Annotated in this window: 18 protein-coding genes; 13 read left to right on the top strand and 5 right to left on the bottom strand. The window is 53.0% G+C overall.

The genetic code is table 11. The features are described from left to right. The 4 genes from H7U12_RS21010 to dnaB all read right to left on the bottom strand — a co-directional run bounded on the left by H7U12_RS21010 (window position 1) and on the right by dnaB (window position 4,052). Window positions 1-450, bottom strand: coding sequence for a hypothetical protein (locus H7U12_RS21010; protein WP_186641887.1), 450 nt, complete (start codon window positions 448-450; stop codon window positions 1-3). A 363-nt stretch (window positions 451-813) separates the two neighbouring features. Next, entirely contained in the window at window positions 814-1,599 is a 786-nt protein-coding gene (locus H7U12_RS21005; protein ID WP_186641886.1) for a methyltransferase domain-containing protein, read from the bottom strand. Between the two features lie 163 nt (window positions 1,600-1,762). Next, entirely contained in the window at window positions 1,763-2,329 is a 567-nt protein-coding gene (locus H7U12_RS21000; protein ID WP_186641885.1) for a glycosyl-4,4'-diaponeurosporenoate acyltransferase CrtO family protein, read from the bottom strand. A 157-nt stretch (window positions 2,330-2,486) separates the two neighbouring features. After that, window positions 2,487-4,052, bottom strand: a complete 1,566-nt coding sequence (gene dnaB / locus H7U12_RS20995; RefSeq protein WP_377164806.1) for a replicative DNA helicase — start codon at window positions 4,050-4,052, stop codon at window positions 2,487-2,489. Between the two features lie 465 nt (window positions 4,053-4,517). Between dnaB and H7U12_RS20990 the strand changes: the two genes are divergently transcribed. Both H7U12_RS20990 and H7U12_RS20985 read left to right on the top strand, forming a co-directional pair. Continuing rightward, a complete protein-coding gene (locus H7U12_RS20990; RefSeq protein ID WP_186641883.1) occupies window positions 4,518-5,900 on the top strand; it encodes a UDP-N-acetylmuramate--L-alanine ligase in 1,383 nt (460 codons plus the stop codon). 10 nt (window positions 5,901-5,910) lie between these two features. After that, complete coding sequence (locus tag H7U12_RS20985; protein WP_186641882.1) at window positions 5,911-6,732, top strand: 3'-5' exonuclease; 822 nt, start codon at window positions 5,911-5,913, stop codon at window positions 6,730-6,732. 584 nt (window positions 6,733-7,316) lie between these two features. Here the strand turns inward: H7U12_RS20985 and H7U12_RS20980 are convergent. Beyond that, window positions 7,317-8,111: a M48 family metallopeptidase gene (locus H7U12_RS20980; protein ID WP_186641881.1), complete on the bottom strand. Its 795-nt coding sequence runs from the start codon at window positions 8,109-8,111 to the stop codon at window positions 7,317-7,319. A gap of 235 nt (window positions 8,112-8,346) precedes the next feature. Between H7U12_RS20980 and H7U12_RS20975 the strand changes: the two genes are divergently transcribed. From H7U12_RS20975 to H7U12_RS20925, 11 genes are all read left to right on the top strand, one after another. Then, window positions 8,347-8,958, top strand: coding sequence for a fumarylacetoacetate hydrolase family protein (locus H7U12_RS20975; protein WP_186641880.1), 612 nt, complete (start codon window positions 8,347-8,349; stop codon window positions 8,956-8,958). Then, complete coding sequence (locus H7U12_RS20970) at window positions 8,945-10,870, top strand: M23 family metallopeptidase (RefSeq protein ID WP_241749597.1); 1,926 nt, start codon at window positions 8,945-8,947, stop codon at window positions 10,868-10,870. The genes H7U12_RS20975 and H7U12_RS20970 overlap by 14 nt, the downstream gene beginning before the upstream one ends. A gap of 214 nt (window positions 10,871-11,084) precedes the next feature. Next, on the top strand, window positions 11,085-11,531 hold the full coding sequence (gene bcp, locus H7U12_RS20965; RefSeq protein WP_186641879.1) for a thioredoxin-dependent thiol peroxidase: 447 nt from the start codon (window positions 11,085-11,087) through the stop codon (window positions 11,529-11,531). A gap of 133 nt (window positions 11,532-11,664) precedes the next feature. Continuing rightward, window positions 11,665-12,522 carry a transketolase gene (locus H7U12_RS20960; protein ID WP_186641877.1) on the top strand — a complete coding sequence of 286 codons (858 nt, stop codon included), beginning with the start codon at window positions 11,665-11,667 and terminating at the stop codon, window positions 12,520-12,522. A 57-nt stretch (window positions 12,523-12,579) separates the two neighbouring features. Continuing rightward, window positions 12,580-13,965, top strand: coding sequence for a vWA domain-containing protein (locus H7U12_RS20955; protein ID WP_186641875.1), 1,386 nt, complete (start codon window positions 12,580-12,582; stop codon window positions 13,963-13,965). Window position 13,966: 1 nt separating this feature from the next. Beyond that, complete coding sequence (locus H7U12_RS20950; RefSeq protein WP_186641873.1) at window positions 13,967-14,920, top strand: transketolase family protein; 954 nt, start codon at window positions 13,967-13,969, stop codon at window positions 14,918-14,920. 188 nt (window positions 14,921-15,108) lie between these two features. Then, complete coding sequence (locus H7U12_RS20945) at window positions 15,109-15,648, top strand: RNA polymerase sigma factor (RefSeq protein ID WP_186641871.1); 540 nt, start codon at window positions 15,109-15,111, stop codon at window positions 15,646-15,648. A 56-nt stretch (window positions 15,649-15,704) separates the two neighbouring features. Next, on the top strand, window positions 15,705-16,124 hold the full coding sequence (locus H7U12_RS20940; RefSeq protein ID WP_186641868.1) for a hypothetical protein: 420 nt from the start codon (window positions 15,705-15,707) through the stop codon (window positions 16,122-16,124). 10 nt (window positions 16,125-16,134) lie between these two features. Next, window positions 16,135-16,590, top strand: a complete 456-nt coding sequence (locus H7U12_RS20935; RefSeq protein WP_186641866.1) for a hypothetical protein — start codon at window positions 16,135-16,137, stop codon at window positions 16,588-16,590. 894 nt (window positions 16,591-17,484) lie between these two features. Next, complete coding sequence (locus tag H7U12_RS20930) at window positions 17,485-18,678, top strand: aspartate aminotransferase family protein (RefSeq protein ID WP_186641864.1); 1,194 nt, start codon at window positions 17,485-17,487, stop codon at window positions 18,676-18,678. A 158-nt stretch (window positions 18,679-18,836) separates the two neighbouring features. Beyond that, the gene (locus H7U12_RS20925) at window positions 18,837-20,603 is read left to right on the top strand and encodes an SLC13 family permease (protein ID WP_186641856.1); all 1,767 of its coding nucleotides are present in this window, start codon (window positions 18,837-18,839) and stop codon (window positions 20,601-20,603) included. Window positions 20,604-20,611 lie beyond the last annotated feature (8 nt).

Here is a 20,611-nt window from a genome sequence, read left to right as displayed (position 1 = left end):
CTATTCTACAATGAGCACGCCCCGCCCGGCCAGAGAGTCGGCGAAGTGAAGATCATCCAGGTGGTTAAACTCCAGGGTTCGGCGGCGGTTGTTCTCCAGGAAAAGGGTAATCATGGGCACCTCATCAGAAGCGCGCAGCTTTTTCTGGGCTTTCACGATTTCCTTCACGTCAATTTCATCTCGGCCGGCATCCTTGATGCCCCGCGCATACCCCACGTACAGCCAGAACAGCACCATGGCCGAGGACAGGAGCGTGAAAAGCAGTTGGTAGAGCTGTAGGGTAATCAGATAGGTTTTATAATGCTTCTGGGCCTGAACCGAGAAAAAGACACTCCACCCGATGGAGGCGATAAGATACAGCACTTTCACATACCTGGCCTGGTTCCCACTGATGAAAATCCGGTCCCCTTCCATCCGGAGGATGCCTCTTTTTAATTGAAACGTATTCATTGGATAAAACTAAGCCAACACTTCCACGAACTTACCACAACTGACGCACAAACGGAAATAACTTGGTTTACGGCCCGGTTCTATACGTTCATTCTTCAGAAACGCTCTACCCCAGAAGTTGTTTTCCCGCTGATTTCTTAAAAAGAGCCTTAAAACGGAGATCAGAACCCCACGCTCCCGGAAACGCGCCTCCCTTACGGGAATCTTACTTGGATGGCCGATATTTCAGCTCTCTGGAAAGGAAGAACGGTTATTGGCATCAGTTCTGGGAGGAAAGCGTTTCAGGGCTGTTTTTCTGAAAGTACCGCCAAACCGCGCCGGTAGGTCATAAGAACGCTGCCTGAAATGTGCTTCCTCAAGTTCTTAGCTGGTTTTACGGCCTAGGATGATTAAGTCAGTGTCGGTGCTGTCTTTGGCAATCACTTCTACTTGCAGGAAGTGGAAAATCTCCTCCAGCAGATCTAAGCTGAACACGTGGTGGTGCAGGCATCGGTTCTGGAAGTTGGCCAGCGAGCGTTTCCGGAAGTTCTCGAAATCACCGGCTGGCGCGTCCATAGAAAGATCGTGCAGTTCCAGTATCTCCGGCAGGTGGGCCAAATCTTCCTCGGAGGTGTTGTTCCGGAAATCGTCCAGCAGATGCGCCATGGTGGTATAGCTCCGCTGGTGGTCGAAGTTGCTTTCCTTGAAAGGGAGCACCAACAGCAGCATTCCCTCTGGCTTCAGGATGCGCAACCATTCGGTCAATGCTTTCAGAGGGTTAGCGATATGCTCCAGGTTGTTGCAGGACAACACGAAGTCATACGTACCCGTCTGGATTCGTTCCAGGTTCACCGCGTCACAGATAAACTGGTGCCCCGTTCTGCCCTGGCCGTAGGTGTAGGTAGGCCCTTCCGTCAGTTCCCCCTCCCACACGGTAGACGAACTGAAATTTACCCCGTCCAAAGATTTCACCACGTCATACACCGGTACTTCGCGGGAAAAGAAACCGCTGGGCCCGCCAATCTCTATCCCGGCTTTCTGCTGGAGTAGCTCCTGATAAACCCGGTAGTTCTTTATCCTTCGGCCCCGCAGCCGGTTTTTCACCAATTTCAGCGTCCCCAGCAAACCTCTCTTTCTCAGGACTTGGGCAACTTTTGTGATCTTGTTCATTTTAGGGAAAGGACTGGGCAAACGGCTCTCGTAGAAACCCAACTGTTTTTATGTTAGCTATGAAAAGGGAGGAATACACTTGGCACCATCGGTCGTTTTAAGGCTGTTTTCCTAAAACTACGCTTAAAACCTTAAGCAATTAGTATGTTGTAACTCTATCTTTCTAATGGATGAAAGGTTGGGCTGCCCTCTTCCTTTGCATCACAGAAAGTACCCTCAGGTACCTAGGACGGTTGTATCGCTGCACCATCACGGGGAAAATATTGAAGAGGACATTCAACAAAATCAGCCATTTAGCTTCTCCTAAGGAAGGAGTAAACACAGCCGCCACGGCAAACACCACCAAGGCAATCATCACATGGCCGGCTTCTGATTTCCTTGAACTTCGTTCACAGGTATGCAGGGCTGTGACATCTTTCTTCACGGGGTTAGTGGCCTTGTTCAGTTTCTCCCAGCCTACCCACACCAGCAGTTTCCGGTAGAGGTGAACTCCGGCGTAGGTGTATACCTTCCCATCTCGCTCAAACGGCTTCGGGGTGAAATAATCAGATTCAAATGCAGGATTCAGCAGCGCGATGACCATGGTGATCCAACTCATCAGCGCAAAATTCAATACCCAGCTGAAGACAAATGATGAAAAGCCAAAATGCCGGCCCAGAAAGTAACAGCCGGTAAAGGTGACCAGCGTCACGACAACACTTAGCGCCCAATTGCGGTAATTTTTTGCCATTGCCTATTTATGTAGGAGAAGTGGCCTTAAGGTAAGGAAGATCTTGCCAGAACGGTAAACGCCTCCCGGTTTTTAGCTCGTTTTTCTAAAACAGGCTTAAAAACAAAGGCCACTTCTGTTCAGGAAGTGGCCTTTGTTAATAGTTATGTCAACTGAATTAGAACGGAGGCGCATCATCAAAGGACGAAGCCGGGAATCCGCCGCCGTCGTTCATTTTGCTGCCTAACCGGATGGTGCTGGGACCTCCGCCCGACGGTGGTCCGTCAAAGTCTGAGGTTGGGAATCCGCCGCCGCTGTCTATGCTGCCACCTCCCCCGAAGCCGTCTTCCAGGTTACCGAATTTGGTGAACTTACCGATGAACTTAAGGAAAACGCTGCCTACCTCACCGTTCCGGTGTTTGGCGATGATCACTTCCCCCACGCCCAACGTCGGGTTCCCCATCTCATCCTCGGTGATCCCGTAGTATTCCGGACGGTACAGGAAGACCACCATGTCGGCATCCTGCTCAATGGAACCAGATTCACGTAAGTCAGAGAGCATTGGTTTCTTGTCGCCACCTCGGGTTTCCACGGCCCGGCTCAACTGCGAGAGCGCGATTACCGGCACGTTCAGTTCCTTGGCCAACTGCTTCAAAGCCCGCGAGATGGACGCGATTTCCTGCTCCCGGTTACCGCCGCCTTTGCCGTCGGTGTTCCCGCTCATGAGCTGCAGGTAGTCAATGATAATCATCTGAATATCATGCTGCGCTTTGAGACGACGGCACTTGGTGCGGAGCTCCCGGATGGACAGACCGGGGGTATCGTCAATGAAAATAGGCGCCTGGCTCAGGCGGGAGATCTTGTGGTTCAGCTGTGCCCACTCGTAATCGGCCAGGTTTCCTTTCTTGATCTTCTCCCCTTCCAGCTCAGCCTCCGCTGAAATAAGACGGTTGACCAACTGAATGGAGGACATCTCCAGCGAGAAGATCGCCACGCCTTTGTTGAAGTCCACAGCGGCGTTCCGCATGGCCGAAACCACGAACGCCGTCTTTCCCATGGCGGGACGCGCGGCCAGAATCACTAAGTCAGAAGGTTGCCAGCCGGAGGTCACGCGGTCCAGGGCATTGAAACCACTGGGCACCCCGGTTAAGCCTTCTTTCTGGCTTTTCTTGGCTTCCAGTTCCTTGATGGCTTTGTGCATCAAAGACTGCATGTCATCAAAGTTCTTTCGGATGTTGCTTTCAGACACCTCAAACAGCTTGGCCTCGGTGGAGTCCAACAGGTCGAAAACGTCGGTGGTGTCTTCGTAGGCGCGGCCCAGTACCTCAGAGGAAATACTGATGAGGTCGCGCTTGATGGCGGCCTCGGTGATGATACGGGCGTGAAACTCAATGTTAGCCGCCGAGTTGATGCGGGTGGTGAGTTGGGTCACGTAAAAGGGACCGCCCACAAACTCCAGTTCGCCCTGCTCGCGCAGTTCCTGGGTAACCGTTAAAATATCGATCGGCTCAGATTTGTCAAACAGGGCCAGAATCGCTTTGAAAATGCGCTGGTGCGCGTCTTTGTAAAAACTTTGGGGTTTTAATAAGTCAATAACTGCCGTAAGGGCGTCTTTCTCCAACATGAGCGCACCCAATACCGCTTCTTCCAGCTCCAACGCCTGCGGCGGAAGCTTTCCCATTCCTGGAGATACGGTCTGCTTGGGGTTCCAGGCAGCCTTACCTCGCGTCGCTTTTAATTTCATCTCCTCCATAAAAGCAAATGTAAGCAAGTTCGCGCCTCAGGTAATCCACAAAAAAAGCCTACATATCCACACTCGGGCTGTTCCATTTCAGCGTCCCGTCTATTCCCCTGATTCTCACCTTGAATCCAGCCCCCTCCCGGACTTAAATAATTTCGAAGAATTTTTTCCTGACTGTGCGCTTACGCAAGATACTACTTGCTGCTTAGGAGGTAACAGATTTTTGGAGGAAGAATCTGCTGGTTAAAAATCACCTTGCAACGGCATTCCGTTCTGAGCCCTTTTTCCAGAAAACAGGCTAAAATCAGATGAAATTCTTTCCTGATCAAGGGCCATTCCGGCCATTTTTTAGGGAAGCTTTTGAGAGTAATCCACAATTTTCCTGGGAGATATCCACAAATCCGTTGACACTTGCGTAGAAGGTCGTATCCTAAAATCACTACATTTGCTCTCTTTGATTGAGACTACATGAGTACAGAGGCGTATCAACACATTCACATGATTGCCATTGGAGGTAGCATTATGCATAACCTCGCCCTGGCATTGCACCGGAAAGGCCTGAAAGTAACAGGCTCAGACGATGAGATTTTTGAACCAGCCAAAGGCCGCCTGGCCGCCGAAGGGTTGCTCCCCGAAGCCGAAGGCTGGTTCCCCGAAAAGCTTCATTCCACCCCCGATGCCGTGATTGTGGGCATGCACGCCCGCCCGGATAACCCTGAGCTGCTCTACGCGCAGGAACACAACATCCCAATTTTCTCCTTCCCGGAGTTCATCTACGAGCAGTCCAAGAACAAGCAGCGCATTGTCATTGCGGGCAGCCACGGCAAGACGTCCATTACGTCCATCATCCTGCACGTGCTCCAATACCACAACCGTAAGTTTGACTACGCGGTGGGTGCCCAGTTGGAAGGCTTTGACCTGATGGTGAAACTCACCGAGGATGCGCCTATCATTGTGATTGAAGGCGATGAGTATCTCTCCTCGCCTATCCAGCGCGTACCCAAAATCCATAAGTACCACCACCACATTGGCGTCATCAGCGGCATCAGCTGGGACCACATCAACGTGTTCCCCACCGAAGAAAATTACCGCGAGCAGTTCCGCATCTTCGTGGACATGACGCCAAAGGCTGGTACCCTCATTTACAACCAGGACGATGAGCAAGTGCAGGAAGTGTGCGTGCCCAACAACTCTGACGTAAACTACATTGGCTACACCATCCACGAGCACAAAATCAAGAAGAATGGGAAAACCATGCTCAAAACGAAGAAGGACGATGTAGAAATTCAGCTATTCGGGGAGCACAACTTAAGAAATATCAGTGCGGCCAAGGAAGTCTGCAAGCAGATTGGCATAAAAGGCCAGGCGTTCTATGAGGCGCTGGCGACCTTCAAAGGCGCGGCCCGCCGTCTGGAGAAAATCGGCGAGAACGAGCACACGCTGGTCTACAAAGATTTCGCGCACGCCCCGTCTAAACTGAAAGCCACGTCAGAGGCCCTGAAGAAGCAATTCCCTGATCGTAAATTGATTGCCTGTCTGGAGCTGCACACCTTCAGTAGCCTGAACAAAGATTTTCTGCCGCAATACAACGGCACGTTCCTGGCCCCCGATGTCAAGATTGTGTACTTCAATCCACATACCCTGGAGCACAAGCGCATGCCCCCGTTAGATCCCCAGGATCTGAAAGCGGCCTTCGGCGATGATTCCATTGAAGTGTATACTGATAATCAGGCGTTGAAAGAGTTTTTACTCAACAACAACTGGAAAGACAAAAACCTGCTCATGATGACGTCTGGCACCTTCGGGAACCTGGACCTGCAGCAGCTAGCCGATACCATCACCGCTTCCTAAAACCTCGTCAATGAAATTACATCTGCGCAAACCCATCGTCTTCTTTGACCTGGAAACCACGGGAGTGGACATTTGCCGCGACCGCATCGTGGAGATCAGTATGTTGAAGGTGATGCCCAACGGCGAGGAAATCCTCAAGACTACCCGCGTCAACCCCACCATTCCCATTCCCATCGAGTCCAGCATGATCCACAAGATCTACGACGATGACGTGGCCGATTGCCCTACGTTTGCCAAACTGGCGAGGTCATTGGATGAGTTTCTGAAAGGCTGTGACCTAGGCGGATTCAACCTCATCAAGTTTGATATTCCGTTGCTGGCCGAGGAGTTTCTGCGCGTAGACATTGACTTTGACATTGAGAACCGTTCCATTGTGGATGCGTGCCGCATCTTCCACATGATGGAGCAGCGCACGCTTTCGGCGGCTTACAAGTTCTACTGCAACAAACCGCTGGAGAACGCCCACTCCGCGGAGGCGGATACCATTGCCACCTACGAAATCCTGAAATCACAGGTGGAGATGTACGAACAGGTGCCTTTGCCTGGCGCCGAGGATCAGGCCATTTTCCCGGTGCAGAATGACATGCAGGCGCTGCACAAGTTTACCTTCCAGAAAACCGCCGATTTAGCGGGCCGCATCGTGTATAACAGCAACGGTGTGGAAGTCTTTAATTTCGGGAAGCACAAAAACGTAGCCGTGGAAGATGTCCTGAAGAAAGAACCCAGCTACTATGACTGGATGATGAAAGGCGATTTCCCGCTCTACACCAAGAAAGTATTGACCCGCATTAAGCTCAGGGGCGCTTTGCAGCAAACAGCTTTGAAACTGTAGTTTAGTAGCAAGTAGCGCGTATCAAGTAGCACGACTTAGACAAGAGTTTCAGGGCTGATTTCTTAGAAACAGTCCTAAAACAGAGAGGCCTCTTTCGTTTGAAAGAGGCCTCTCTGTTTTAGCCTTCCATGGTGCGGAAGTTACTTCCGTGCCTAAAGGAATCTTGGTAAGTCACGGAAGGAACTTCCGCGCCATAGAGGGAGACAAGGCATGCCTTGTCTCTACAGTACATTTGCAGGTATTGAGATCAAGACTGTTAAACTGGTCAACCTATGCCGTCTATGCCGTTGTTGGTGTTCTCACCAACAACCAAAACTGCGGTGGCAAACGCAGGGGCAACAACAAGGGATTGCCCCATACCTCTGAAAAGACAATCCGTTTTCATCCCCTTTTCGTCAAAACAGCCCCAAAACAGAACGGCCTCCTTCATAGAGAAGGAGGCCGTTCTGTTCAAAGAATTATTCCTCGTGCTACTTGATACACGATACGTGATACCAAAGCTACTACCTCGCTTTGTCAGACTTCAGCAACAGCGCCATTAACACGGCCCCGAAGACAAACCATTTGGTTCTGGCTTTCATAGCTTAGCGGGCTTTGTAGTATTTCTTCGCTTCTGGCAGGTTCTTCTGGATGTTTGCGATACGGGTAGCGTCTGAGGGGTGCGTGCTCAGGATTTCCGGGGGGGCTTGTCCGCCGCTGTTGGCAGCCATTCTCTCCCAGAAAGGAATCGCCGATTCTGGATTATAACCGGCCATCGCCATGAAAATCAGGCCCAGACGGTCGGCTTCGGTTTCCTGGGTACGGCCGTACTTCAGGAGAAGTCCTTGCGCGCCAATACCATACACAGAGTTAATCACCTGGGTAGAGGCTCCTCCTCCCAATGAACCCAGGGTAGCGCCACCGTACTCGGCCAACAGCTGCTGGCTGATGCGCTCATTGGAGTGCTTGGCAATGGCGTGGGCAATCTCGTGGCCCATTACTACCGCTAAACCGGTTTCATTTTGAGTGATGGGCAACAAGCCCGTGTATACCGCAGTTTTACCGCCGGCCATGGCAAACGCGTTCTGCTGTTTGTCATCCTGAATGAGGTTGAACTCCCACTGGTATCCTTCCAACTGAGCCGAGGCCCCTTGCTGGCGCATGAAACTTTCTACAGCTTGCTGAATGCGCTGCCCCACCCGCTTCACCATGGCGGTCTGCGTGGCGTTGCTAGAGAGCTTGCTTTGCTTCATCAGGTCACTATAGGCCTGGAACGACATCTGAATCACTTCCTGATCGCCCACCAGCGATACCTGGCGGCGCCCCGTGATGGGAACGGTGGTACACCCTACCATCAGCAGAACCGCCAACGTAAAGAGTGCATTTCTGAACTTACTCATTTTCATAGATAGGTTAAGGTAATACAAAAAAGATCCTGCCCGGCATAGCCCTCCGTCTGGGAACGATGACCTATACGGAGAAAAGAAGACAAAGTGTTGGCCTCTCCAGAATCCGGCGCAAATCTATAGGTAAACCGCTATACAATTCCATGCCAATTTTATTTTTACCTATCTCTTTTTGCCAAACTTGAGGCAAGCACGAGAAAGTCCTATCTTTGAAAACAAAAAAACAGCCATGAAAATACTTGCCATAGGTCGTAATTACGCGGAACATATCGCCGAACTGAAAAACGAGGTGCCCGATGAGCCGGTCATCTTCTTCAAGCCCGATACTGCCGTTCTGCGCAACAACGAACCTTTCTACTTCCCTGACTACAGCACCGACATCCATTACGAGGTAGAACTGGTGCTGCGCATCAGCAAAGAAGGCAAGAACATCCAGCCCAAGTTCGCGTCCAAATACTTTGACGGCATCGGCATCGGTATTGATTTCACCGCCCGTGACCTGCAGACCAAAGCCAAGACCAAAGGCCTGCCCTGGACCCTGGCCAAAGGTTTCAACGGCTCGGCCCCTATCTCAGACTTTCTGCCGGTAGAGGAGTTTCCGGCGTTTGACAACATCAATTTCGGTCTGAAACTAAACGGTGAACTGAAACAGCAGGGCAATTCAGGCATGATGCTCCACGACTTTGGCGCGATTCTGGCGTATATGTCCCGGTTCATCACCCTCAAGAAAGGCGACCTCATCTTCACCGGCACGCCGGCGGGCGTGGGCCCCGTTAAAATAGGTGACCGCCTTGAGGCGTTTATAGAAGACAAAAACTTATTGAATTTTGAAGTTAAATAGTTTCCGATCTCTTGTAGTTGCTTTTCTGGTAGGTAGTAGCGGGGTTGCCCTGTCGCAGTCCCCGGCTCCGGTTCCGGCGCCGCAAGCTCCTTTCAACGCCAATCCGTTTACGTTTCCCATCAAGCCCGGCACCCAGAACTTTCTCTCGGGCAGTATGGGTGAAATACGGCCCAACCACTTCCACGGCGGCATTGACATCAAGACCGAAGGCAAGATCGGGCTGCCGGTCTACGCCGCCGGCGATGGCTATATCTCCCGCGTGAAGATTTCCAGCTACGGTTACGGCAATCTGGTGTACGTCACCCACCCCAACGGACTGGTGACCACTTACGCTCACCTGAACCACCTGGTACCGGCCCTAGCTGATTACATGTTGGGCGTACAGTACCAGAAAAAGTCCTTTGAGGTGGAGGAGCGCTTCAACGAGGCCCAGTTCCCGGTAAAAAAAGGCGATGTCATCGCGTTTTCTGGCAACACCGGTGGCTCGGGCGGGCCGCACCTGCACTTTGAGGTACGCGATGCCAAGGACAACCTGCTGAACCCGCTGCGGTACGGTTTCACTGAGATCGTGGACCACATTCCGCCTACGGTGTACAACTTTGCGCTCACGCCGCAGAGCATGGACGCGCGCGTGGGCGGGGAGTTCGTGCGCCGCGAGTTTACGCCGGTAAAACAAGGAAATATCTATACCATTGCAGACACGTTGTCGGCGGCTGGTTTGCTGGGGCTGGAAATTCAGGCAATAGACCAGTACAATGGGGCTGCCAACACCAACGGCGTGCAGGCCATGGAACTCAGAATCAACGGAGAACCGGTTTACCGCCACAACATTGACGGCGTTCCGTTTGACAAGCAGCGGCAGGTTTCGGCACACATCAACTTCCCAATCATCAAGCTGAAGAACCGGGCTTTCCAGCGCCTGTACGTGGCCGATGGCAATACGCTGCCCATCTATGAGGTAGACCAAAGCCGCGGCCGTTTCCGGATTGAGGAAGGGAAAATCTACGAGGTGGTGGCTGATCTCACCGACTCTTATAAGAATGTCTCGCAGTTGCGGTTCCATATCAGAGGGGAAAGCAGCGCCTACAAAGTGACCGGCACCCCTACCGTGGTGAAGCCCAAGATTGGCCATGAAGTGATGGAGAGCATCCTGAAAATCACCGTAGCCGACACCGCCAAAGAGGCCCGGAACCTGGATCTGTACATCGGTAACTACAAGTACGCGGTGATTCCGTCGTACACTACCAAGGCCGGCTCGGTGTACCTGTACAACATGATTGGCGGTTTGCCAGACTCGGCGGAAGTATCCGGTACGCGGGTGCGGTTCCCGTTCAACCACCTGGTTCCGCCCGGCACGGAGTATCTGTACTCCAACCGATTTCTGGACATTACCTTTCGGGAGAACTCCCTGTATGACACGCTCATCCTGCAAACCTCCCGTGATGCTCAGGATGTCTTTACCATCAACAACCCGCTGGTGACGCTTTTCCAGCCGGCAAAGGTGACCATCCGGCCCACCAAGCTGCCCGCTGATAAAAGCAAGGCGGCGGTGTACGCGCTGGGCTGGGGCAAAGGCGCCGGTTTCCTGGGTGGCGTCTGGAACGGCGATGCCATTACGTTCAGTGCCAAAGACCTGGGCAAGTTCAAGGTGTTAACCGATACCGTGGCGCCTACCATCAAGCTGAACAGCAAGTCACCCAACCAGATCAGCTTCAGAATCTGGGATAATCTGTCGGGTATTGCGTCCTGGAGTTGCGAGGTGAACGGCCAATGGCTGCTCCTGAAGTGGGAACACAAAAACGCCACGCTCACCTCAGAGAAACTGGATAAAACTGTACCTTTGGCCGGAGACGTGGTGCTGCGGGTGAAGGATGCCATGGGCAACGAAGCCGTCTATACCACTAAGATTTAGTTTTTAGGTGTCAGTAGGTAGTTGTCAGTTTTGGGTATGGTAGATAAAGGTTTTAGCGTTTATTCGCTTAAACCTTCCGGTCTGTTTTGAGGCTCTTTTCATAAAATCAGCCGAAAACGAACTAGAATTTTCAGAACAGAACCAGCCAAATTTGAAAACTATCAACCGATAAAAAAACTAACAACTAATTACTAACAACCAACAACTACACAATATGCTACAGAAAGGTGATGCGGCCCCGGACTTCGAGGTAAAGGACCAGAACGGCCTGCCGGTGAAGATGAGTGATTTCAGAGGCAAGAAAGTAGTGCTCTACTTCTACCCCAAAGACGATACGCCGGGCTGCACGGCCCAGGCCTGTAACCTCAGAGACAATTATGACGCGCTGCTGGCCAAAGGCTTTGTAGTGCTGGGCGTAAGCGTAGATGATGAGAAATCACATCAGAAGTTCATCCAGAAGTTTGACCTTCCCTTCCCGTTACTAGCTGATACCGAGCGCGAAATTGTGGAGAAGTACGGCGTTTGGCAGGAGAAAAGCATGTATGGCCGCAAGTACATGGGCACCATGCGCTACACCTTCGTGATAGATGAAGAAGGCATCATTGAAGACATCATCACCAAAGTAGACACCAAGAACCACACGGCGCAATTGCTGAAATAAGGTAAAAGGCTGCTTACCCCGTTTGGGCGGGCAGCCTTTTTCATTTTAGGCCCGTTTTCCTGAAAAGCCCCCTAAAACGGGAAGCGATCACTTTAATCAACACCTTTTTACTTAGCACCTACCTACATTCTATATGAACCCATTCAACTACGAGGCGGAACAACTGCTGAACGTGGCGCACCAGGTACGCCGCGACATTGTGCGCATGGTACATGCGGTCAACTCCGGGCACCCGGGCGGCTCTCTGGGCTGTACTGAATTTCTGGTATCGCTTTATTTCCGGCAGATGACCCACAAGCCCGAGTTTGACATGAACGGCATCGGCGAGGACCTGTTCTTCCTTTCGAACGGGCATATCTCTCCGGTTTGGTACAGCACCCTGGCCCGCGCCGGATACTTTGACCCTAAGGAACTGGCCACGTTCCGGAAGTTGAATTCCCGTCTGCAGGGCCACCCCGCCACTGAGGAGCACCTCCCCGGCATCCGGATTGCGTCTGGTTCACTGGGGCAGGGCCCATCGGTAGCCATTGGCGCGGCACAGGTGAAGAAACTGAACGGCGATGACAAACTGGTGTACGTGCTCACCGGCGATGGCGAGTTGGAGGAAGGGCAGGTGTGGGAAGCGGCCATGTATGCGGCCCACCACAAAGTAGACAACTTCATCTGGACGGTAGACTACAACGGCCAGCAGATTGACGGCCCCGTAGACGCGGTGATGAGCTTAGGCAACCTGCGCGCCAAATTTGAGGCCTTCGGCTGGAAAGTGCTGCACTGTGAGAACGGCAACGATTTCGCGCAGCTGCTTCCGGTGCTGGACGAAGCCAAGGCATTGACCGGCCAGGGACAACCCATCTGCATCCTGATGAACACCCAGATGGGCTTTGGGGTAGACTTCATGATGGGCTCCCATAAGTGGCACGGTGTAGCTCCCAATGATGCTCAACTGGAGCAGGCGCTGGTGCAACTCAAAGAAACCCTCAACGATTATTAATTCCACCAAAGGCGGGCACCGGTGTGCCTGCCCTATTTCTTCTGCGGCATGAAACTGATGCGTTCCGTCTGTCTGTGGCTGGTCTGCCTCCTGTTGGGAGGTTTGCTGGCGCTGCCTGCGGCGGCGCAAAACAAGCAACCGCCGCCCAAGAAAACCCGACTGCTTTTCCTGCTAGATGCCTCAGGCTCCATGCTGGCGAAATGGGAAACCAGCCAACGCTGGGCCGTGGCCAAAACCATGCTGGCCCGCATGGCCGACTCGCTGGACACCTACGCGAACCTGGAGATTGCCCTGCGCGTCTACGGGCACCAATCAGCGGCCAACCTGAAGAACTGCAAAGACACCAAGCTGGAGGTGCCGTTTGCGGCCCACAATGCCGGAAACATCAAGAAGAAACTCCAGCTGATCACGCCCAAAGGCAACACGCCCATCACCTTCTCCCTGGAGCAATCGGCGAATGATTTCCCGCCAGACCCCAATGCCCGGAACGTGATTGTCATCATCACCGATGGGCTTGAAAGCTGCGGCGGCGACCCCTGCGCCACCTCCCTGGCTTTGCAGAAAAAGCGGGTGTTCCTAAAGCCGTTCATCATTGGGTTGGGCGAAGACCCCGGCTATGCGCAGCAGTTTGGGTGCATGGGCCAGTACTACAACGCCTCCGACATCAAGACTTTCCAGAAAGTACTGGACAACGTCATCAACATCGCCCTGAAGAAAACTACGGTATCGGTGGAACTGACGGATGACGCTGGTAGGCCCGTGGAGACCAACGTGAACCTCACCTTCCTCAACAACGTGACCGGCCAACCCGAGTACAACTTTGTGCATTACCTGGATGCGGCCGGCAAGCCCGATGAGCTGGAGATTGACGCCCTGCGTTCCTACAACCTGCTGGTGAACACGCTTCCGGCCGTAGAGTTGCAAAACCTGGACATCAAACCCGGCCGGCACAATGTATTCAAGGTGAAAGTGCCGCAAGGCTATCTGTATTTGCGGCAAGATGCGCCCACTTCTTACGGCTCTGTGACCGCGCTGGTGCGCCAGAAGGGAGACGTGAACCTGCTCCAGACTCAGCGGTTCCCCAGTCAGCAGAAATACCTGACCGGCACCTATGAAGTAGAGTTGCTCACCTTGCCCCGCATCCGGAAAACCGTCACCATCCGGCAAGGGCAGGCCACGGAGATTTCTTTCGCGCCGCCGGGCGCGCTCAACATCACCCAGGACATGCAAGGCTACGGCAGTTTGTACCTCATGCACCCAGACGGCAGCCAGGAATGGATCTGGAACCTGCCCGAGGGTAGCAGCAAGATCAGCGTACCATTGCAGCCGGGTAACTACCGCGTCGTTTATCGCATCAAATCGGCGAAAGGCAGCAAATTCACCGACGTGAAGAATTTCACCATTAAATCGAATTTAACCACTACGATAAAACTTTTCAACTAAGATGAAGGACTTCCCTTACTCAGAATCTAAAGATACCCGCTCCGGTTTCGGGGCTGGTTTGCTGGAACTAGGCAGAACCAATCCGAACGTAGTGGCGCTCTGCGCCGACCTGGTGGGTTCCCTTAAAATGGGCGACTTCATCAAGGAGTTTCCGGAGCGGTTCTTTCAGGTGGGCATTGCCGAGGCCAACATGATTGGTCTGGCGGCGGGCATGACCATTGGCGGCAAAATCCCATTTACGGGCACGTTCGCCAACTTCTCCACCGGTCGGGTGTATGACCAGATCCGGCAGAGTGTGGCGTATTCGGGTAAGAACGTGAAGATCTGCGCCTCGCACGCGGGGTTGACGCTGGGCGAGGACGGCGCCACCCACCAGATTCTGGAGGACATCGGGATGATGAAAATGCTGCCGCACATGACGGTGATCAACCCCTGTGACTTCAACCAGACCAAAGCCGCCACCATCGCCATCGCCGAGTACGAAGGTCCGGTGTACCTGCGCTTCGGCCGCCCGGTGGTGCCCAACTTCACCCCTGCTGATCAGAAATTTGAGATCGGCAAAGCCGTGATGCTCAACGAGGGCAAGGACGTGACCATCATCGCCACCGGCCACCTGGTCTGGAAAGCGATTCTGGCGGGCAAACTGCTGGCCGAGCAAGGCATTGACGCCGAGATCATCAACATTCACACCATTAAACCGCTGGATACCGAGGCCATTCTTGCCTCCGTAGCCAAAACCCGCTGCGTGGTCACCGCGGAGGAACACCAGTTCAACGGGGGCCTGGGCGAATCTGTGGCCCGTTTGCTGGCGCAGAACCTGCCTCTGCCGCTGGAGCTGGTAGGCGTGAACGACTCGTTTGGCGAAAGCGGCACCCCAGAGGAACTGATGGAGAAATACGGCCTCAACGAGCAGAGCATTGTGGCCGCCGTGCAGCGCGTGATGGCGCGCAAATAGTCTTCTCCTCCAGGGGAATATACGGTTTATACCTATTATATTTGGCTTCTGTTTTAAGGTCGTTTTCCCAGAATCGGCCTTAAAACAGAAGCTCCCTTTTTTACCACCATGTTCCAAGGCAGAATTTGATTATACCTCTACTCGCAAAAAAGACCGACTAGTCACCTCCCACGAACCGCCTCCTTCCCTTGGAAGACTTAGAGATTTTAGAGAAATTTCAGCACCCGGACTCCCGGAACCTGGCCTTTAACCAACTGGTGCGCAAGTACCAGCAGAAGGTCTACTGGCACGTGCGTAAAATGGTGATCGACCATGACGATGCCGATGACCTGACGCAGGAGGTATTCGTGAAAGTCTGGACACATTTAGAGAATTTCAGGAAAGACGCCCAGCTCTACACCTGGATCTACCGCATTGCCACGAACGAGTGCCTTAACTTCCTGAGCGCTAAAAAGAAGCGTTTCTTCCTGCCCATCCATGACGTGGCCGCCGAGCTCTCCGAGAAGCTGGATTCCACCGACACCCTCTCCGGCGACGAGATTCAACTGAAACTTCAGAAGGCACTTCTGCGTCTGCCCGACAAGCAACGTCTGGTTTTCAACATGAAATACTTCGATGAGCTGAAATACGAGGAAATCTCCGAGATTCTGGGCACCTCCGTGGGCGCTCTGAAGGCCTCTTACCACATAGCGGTAAAAAAAATCGAAGAATATTTGAAAAAAGATTAAACCTCTCTCCCCAAAACACATCTAACCACCAGATGGATAGGAAAAAGCAGTTTGATATGGCAGATTTACCCAAAGACCCTGGCTTTCAGGTGCCTGAGCATTACTTTGATGCCTTGCCTACCCGCATCATGGAACGGACGGCGTATGCCCAAGGGCGTACCGTTTCGCCGGCTTCCTGGTTCTGGCAGTTCAAGACCGCCGTGGCCGGTGCCTCGTTGGGTGTGGTGTTTGCCTTGTCTTTTCTGATCACCCATTATTTCTCCCCAGATACCTCTGTGGATACGGTCATGGCCCAGGTGTCTCAGAAAGAAATCTATCACTACCTGTTGAATAATGAAGACCTGGTGACCGCTGACCTGGCCGAAGTGCCGGCCGTGAAGCCGCACCAGACGCTGGAGTTCCTGGACGTACGCGCCACCGATGTAAATGAGGAGCAAACCAAAGAGTTGTTGGAAGAGGAGTATGAGTACCGTTAATTTTAAAAGAATGAAGTTTTCAAGCGTAATGCTTCTGTTTTTTCTGCTCACCGGCACCGTCTCGGTGGCACAGGGCCAGAAGAAAGAAACCCCGGAGGAACGCAAGGCCCGCATCGAAAAGATAGAGACGGCCAAAATTGCGTTCATCACTGATAAAGTCAATCTGTCCGGCGAGCAGGCGCAGCGTTTCTGGCCCGTTTACCAGGAGCACGACCGCAAGCGGAACGACCTGCGCCAGAAAAGCCGCCCCTACAAAGAACAGAACCTGAATGCCCTTTCCGATGACCAGATTCAGGCCGGCCTGGAAGCCCGTTTAGACCTGCGTCAGCGCGAACTGGACCTGGAAAAGGAGTACATGGACAAGTACCTGCGCATCATCAGCCCGAAGCAACTGGCCCTTTTCTACCGCGCCGAGCGCGAGTTCACCAAGCTGCTACTGGAACGTCTTCAGACGGCGAGTAAATAAAGATTTAGTTTTAGCGTGGAGAGGGAGGCGAAAGTCTCCCTTTTTGTTTTTAGGGTGTTTTCAGGAAAAGAGATAGAAAACAGGAGTTTGAAGACGAGACTTGCTTTGTAGTTTTTCACCTGCCAGTGTGCTGTTCACATCATTTCACTTCGTTTAACTACCACTAAACTTCTCTAAAGCAGAGATTTTCCCTCTGAAGGAATAGGGCCGTTAAGTTCTAAAACTATCACTGGTTCAAGTTTCCAACTTGGATCTACAATGAGCTGAAGTTTGAAACTTCAGTGAGCCGTGAGACTCAAAATAGGCATTGCTATGACTGCCGAGATTCCCCCTTTGAAGGGGGCGAAGGGGGATGTTTACACCTGCTGATCCATTTCCCGCCGTTGTTGGTGTTCTCACCAACGACCATGACTGCCTTTCAGATTACCTATCCGCCTTTGCTCTTCATTTTTGTCCTGCCAAGCCTCGGGGCTGGAGCCGCGGTCTGCCCGCGTTTGTCAGGTTGATCCTGGATGTTCAACCTAACCAAAATAATCATGAAGAAAAGAAACTCGCTGACGCTCAGACAGTCTTTTCTTCAATAAATGGTACCACCCCGCTGCTGTACTCTGTTCCATAGTAAGCGTGGGTCATTGCTCGTTGAATCGCCACTGCTTGCGTTCCATCGGCACTGGGCTACGCATGCGGCCCAGTGCCGATGGAACGCAGGTGAATGGTTCTTTAAACATTAAAAATATTTCAGGTCTTCAAACATGCCAGAAGCGTTTTAGGGCTGTTTTCCAGAAATCGGCCTTAAAACAGGAAACCAAATTTACGTTAGGTGACCAAGGGGTAATGAAAGGGAGTCCTCTATTTAGTTCTTCGTATCTTTGCCCCGCAACAAACCAGACCGCTATGCTTTCTCCCCGTCAGCTTTTCCTGCAACACCAGGCCCAGACCACCGATTTCCCATTGCTGTTAGAAGTAGAGCGAGCCGAGGGCGTGTACATGTACGGCCCCAACGGGGAGCGCTACCTGGACATGATCGCGGGGATTGGGGTGAGCAACGTAGGCCATCGGCACCCCAGAGTCATAGCCGCAATTCAGGGGCAAATAGACAAATACCTACACCTGATGGTGTATGGCGAGATTGTGCAAGCGCCCCCCGCCCAGTTGGCCCACGCGCTGGCGCAAACTCTACCGGCCGGGCTGGACAACGTCTATTTTGTGTCTTCGGGCAGCGAAGCGGTGGAAGGGGCCTGCAAAGTGGCCAAACGCTTCACGGGGCGCACGGAGCTGATTGCCTTTGAGAACGCCTACCACGGCTCTACCCAGGGCTCGCTTTCCTTGAATGGCTCCGAGAGCTTTAAGCGCGCTTTCCGGCCCCTTCTGCCGGATGTGCGGCACATCCGCCATGATCAGGAGGCAGATCTGGCGCAGATTACCCGTCGGACCGCTGCCGTCATTCTGGAGACGGTACAGGGCGAAGCCGGGGTTCGGGTCCCATCCGTTGATTATATGCAGGCTCTTCGGAAGCGTTGTAAAGAAGTGGGTGCCTTGCTTATTCTGGACGAGATTCAGAGTGGTTTTGGCCGCACCGGCACTTTCTGGGCCTTTGAGCAGTTTGGCGTGGTGCCCGATATTCTCACCTGCGCCAAAGGCATGGGCGGCGGAATGCCCATCGGAGCGTTCATCTCGCGGCAGGAGATCATGCATTCCCTCAAAAATGACCCTATGCTGGGCCATATCACCACCTTTGGCGGGCACCCGGTTTCGTGCGCGGCATCGCTCGCCACGCTCCAGGTGATTCAGGAGGAAGGGCTGTTGGCCCAGGTGGGTGCCAAGGCGGCCCGGTTCAAGGAACGGCTGGTGCACCCGGCCATCCGGGAAATCAGGAATCTGGGCTTGATGATGGCCGTAGAGTTTGAATCGTTTGACATTCTGAAACCCATCATTGACAACGCCATTCTGAAAGGTGCCCTCACTGACTGGTTCCTGTTCTGTGACAAATCCATGCGCATTGCCCCGCCCCTCACCATCACTTTCCCTGAGATTGACGAGGCCTGTGACATCATTCTGGCCGCCATCCAAGAAGAAGTGCGCTTTTAACCTCTTTTCACTAAAAGAACCCCAAAACAGTACCAGTAGATTCTTGAACCTTTTATACCCCGTTGCAGTACAAGACACGAATCAGTAAAAGCTTATTCCGCTGTTTTGACCCCCATTTCTATAAATCCCGCTTTCACGTTTAACCTGGTGCCCACCACATGGAGATAGCCTTAGTTCTGTTCTTACTCCTGGCTGCCGTTGCCCTGTTCGCCTCAGAGAAACTGTCGGTTGACGTGGTCACCCTTATCCTGCTGATCATCCTGACCAGTTTTCAGATCATCACTCCGGCCGAGGCCTTTGCCGGGTTCAGCAGTGACTTCATCATCATTCTAGCCTCTATCTTTGTGCTGAGCGCGGCGCTGGAAGACACGGGTATTCTCGATTTCCTGGTCAACTGGCTCATGCGGCACGCTGGGCACAGGCCCAACATCCTGCTGTTTTTCATCATGTTCTTCCCGGGGCTGGTGTCGGCGTTCATGAATAACACCACGGTGACGGCCCTCTTTGTGACGCCCATTGTGGGGGTGGCCAAGAAAATGCGCACCAGCAGCTCCAAATACCTCATGCCTTTGGCGTATGCCTCCATTCTGGGCGGTACGTGTACGCTCATCGGCACTTCCACCAACGTGGCCGTGAGCGGGTACATGACCAAGGCGGGATATGAGCCGTTCGGCTTCTTTGAATTCAGCGGCGTGGGGATGATCATTTTTGTGGTGGGCATCGCGTACATGATGACCATTGGCAAGCGCATGCTGCCCAATAACGCGCCGCAGGGCCTCACCACCCGCTACAACATCAAAACTTACCTCACTGAGATCATTGTCCAGGAAGATTCCCCTCTGATTGGGCAGGTGGCGTTCACCTCAGACCTTTCCAAGATGGGTTTCCGGATTCTGAACATCATCCGGAGCAAGGAAAACTTTTTGCCGGACTACCGCACCCGCATCAGAACCAACGATGTGCTGCTGGTGGAGGGCGAGATTGAGGACCTCATCAAGGTGAAGGAAACCAAGGGCATTCAGATTCTGGCCGATGTGATTGTGGAGGATGACCTGGTGGGCGGCGACATTCGTTTAGCAGAGATCCTGATCACCGGTAAGTCTGATCTGTTGAAGAATACCATCAAGCAGATTGAGTTCCTCCGGCGGTTTGGGCTGGTGGTGCTGGCCGTCTCCCGCCAGGGCGAAACCATCAGAACCAAGATTGGGGATGTGCAGCTGCAGTTAGGAGATTTGCTGCTGGTGCAGGGATCGGCGGAACGCCTGGAATACCTCAAAACGAACCAGCACCTGGCAGTATTGGACGAATTTAAACCCATTCTCTTCAAGGAGCGCAAAGGCATTCTGACCCTGTCTTTCTTCATTGTAGCCATTCTTTTGGGCAGCTTGAATCTGTTACCGCTCTCCATCTGTTTTCTGGGGGCCGCCGTGCTGAGCGTGCTCTTCAAGTGCATCTCCACGGACCGCGCCTACCAAGTGATTGACTGGCGCCTTCTGATTTTGATTGGCGGGATGACGGCCTTCGGGATGGCCATGGAGAACACCGGCGCTGACAAGTTTCTGGCCAACGGGATCGTTAATTTACTGGAACCCTTCGGAACCATCGTGATTCTGGCCGGTTTCGTGCTGCTCACCGTCTTCCTGACTCAGCCCATGTCCAATGCGGCGGCGGCGTTGGTGGTATTGCCGGTGGCGCTGCAAACGGCCTTACAGCTGGATGCCAATCCGCGCACGTTCGCCATCGCCATCATGCTGTCAGCCTCGGTTTCGCTGGTCACACCGTTTGAACCTTCCTGTATTCTGGTGTATGGCCCTGGTAAATATTCGTTCAAAGACTTCCTTAAAATAGGCTCAGGCCTTACCCTGTTGCTGGTAATCCTCATCCTGATCATGGTGCCCATCTTCTGGCCGATGAAAACGGTTTAGACCCTGAT

The organism is Rufibacter sediminis, assembly GCF_014269285.1.
Lineage (GTDB): Bacteria > Bacteroidota > Bacteroidia > Cytophagales > Hymenobacteraceae > Nibribacter > Nibribacter sediminis.
The sequence above is the reverse complement of the archived record's forward strand: the minus strand, read 5'-3'. Positions and strand labels throughout refer to the sequence as shown.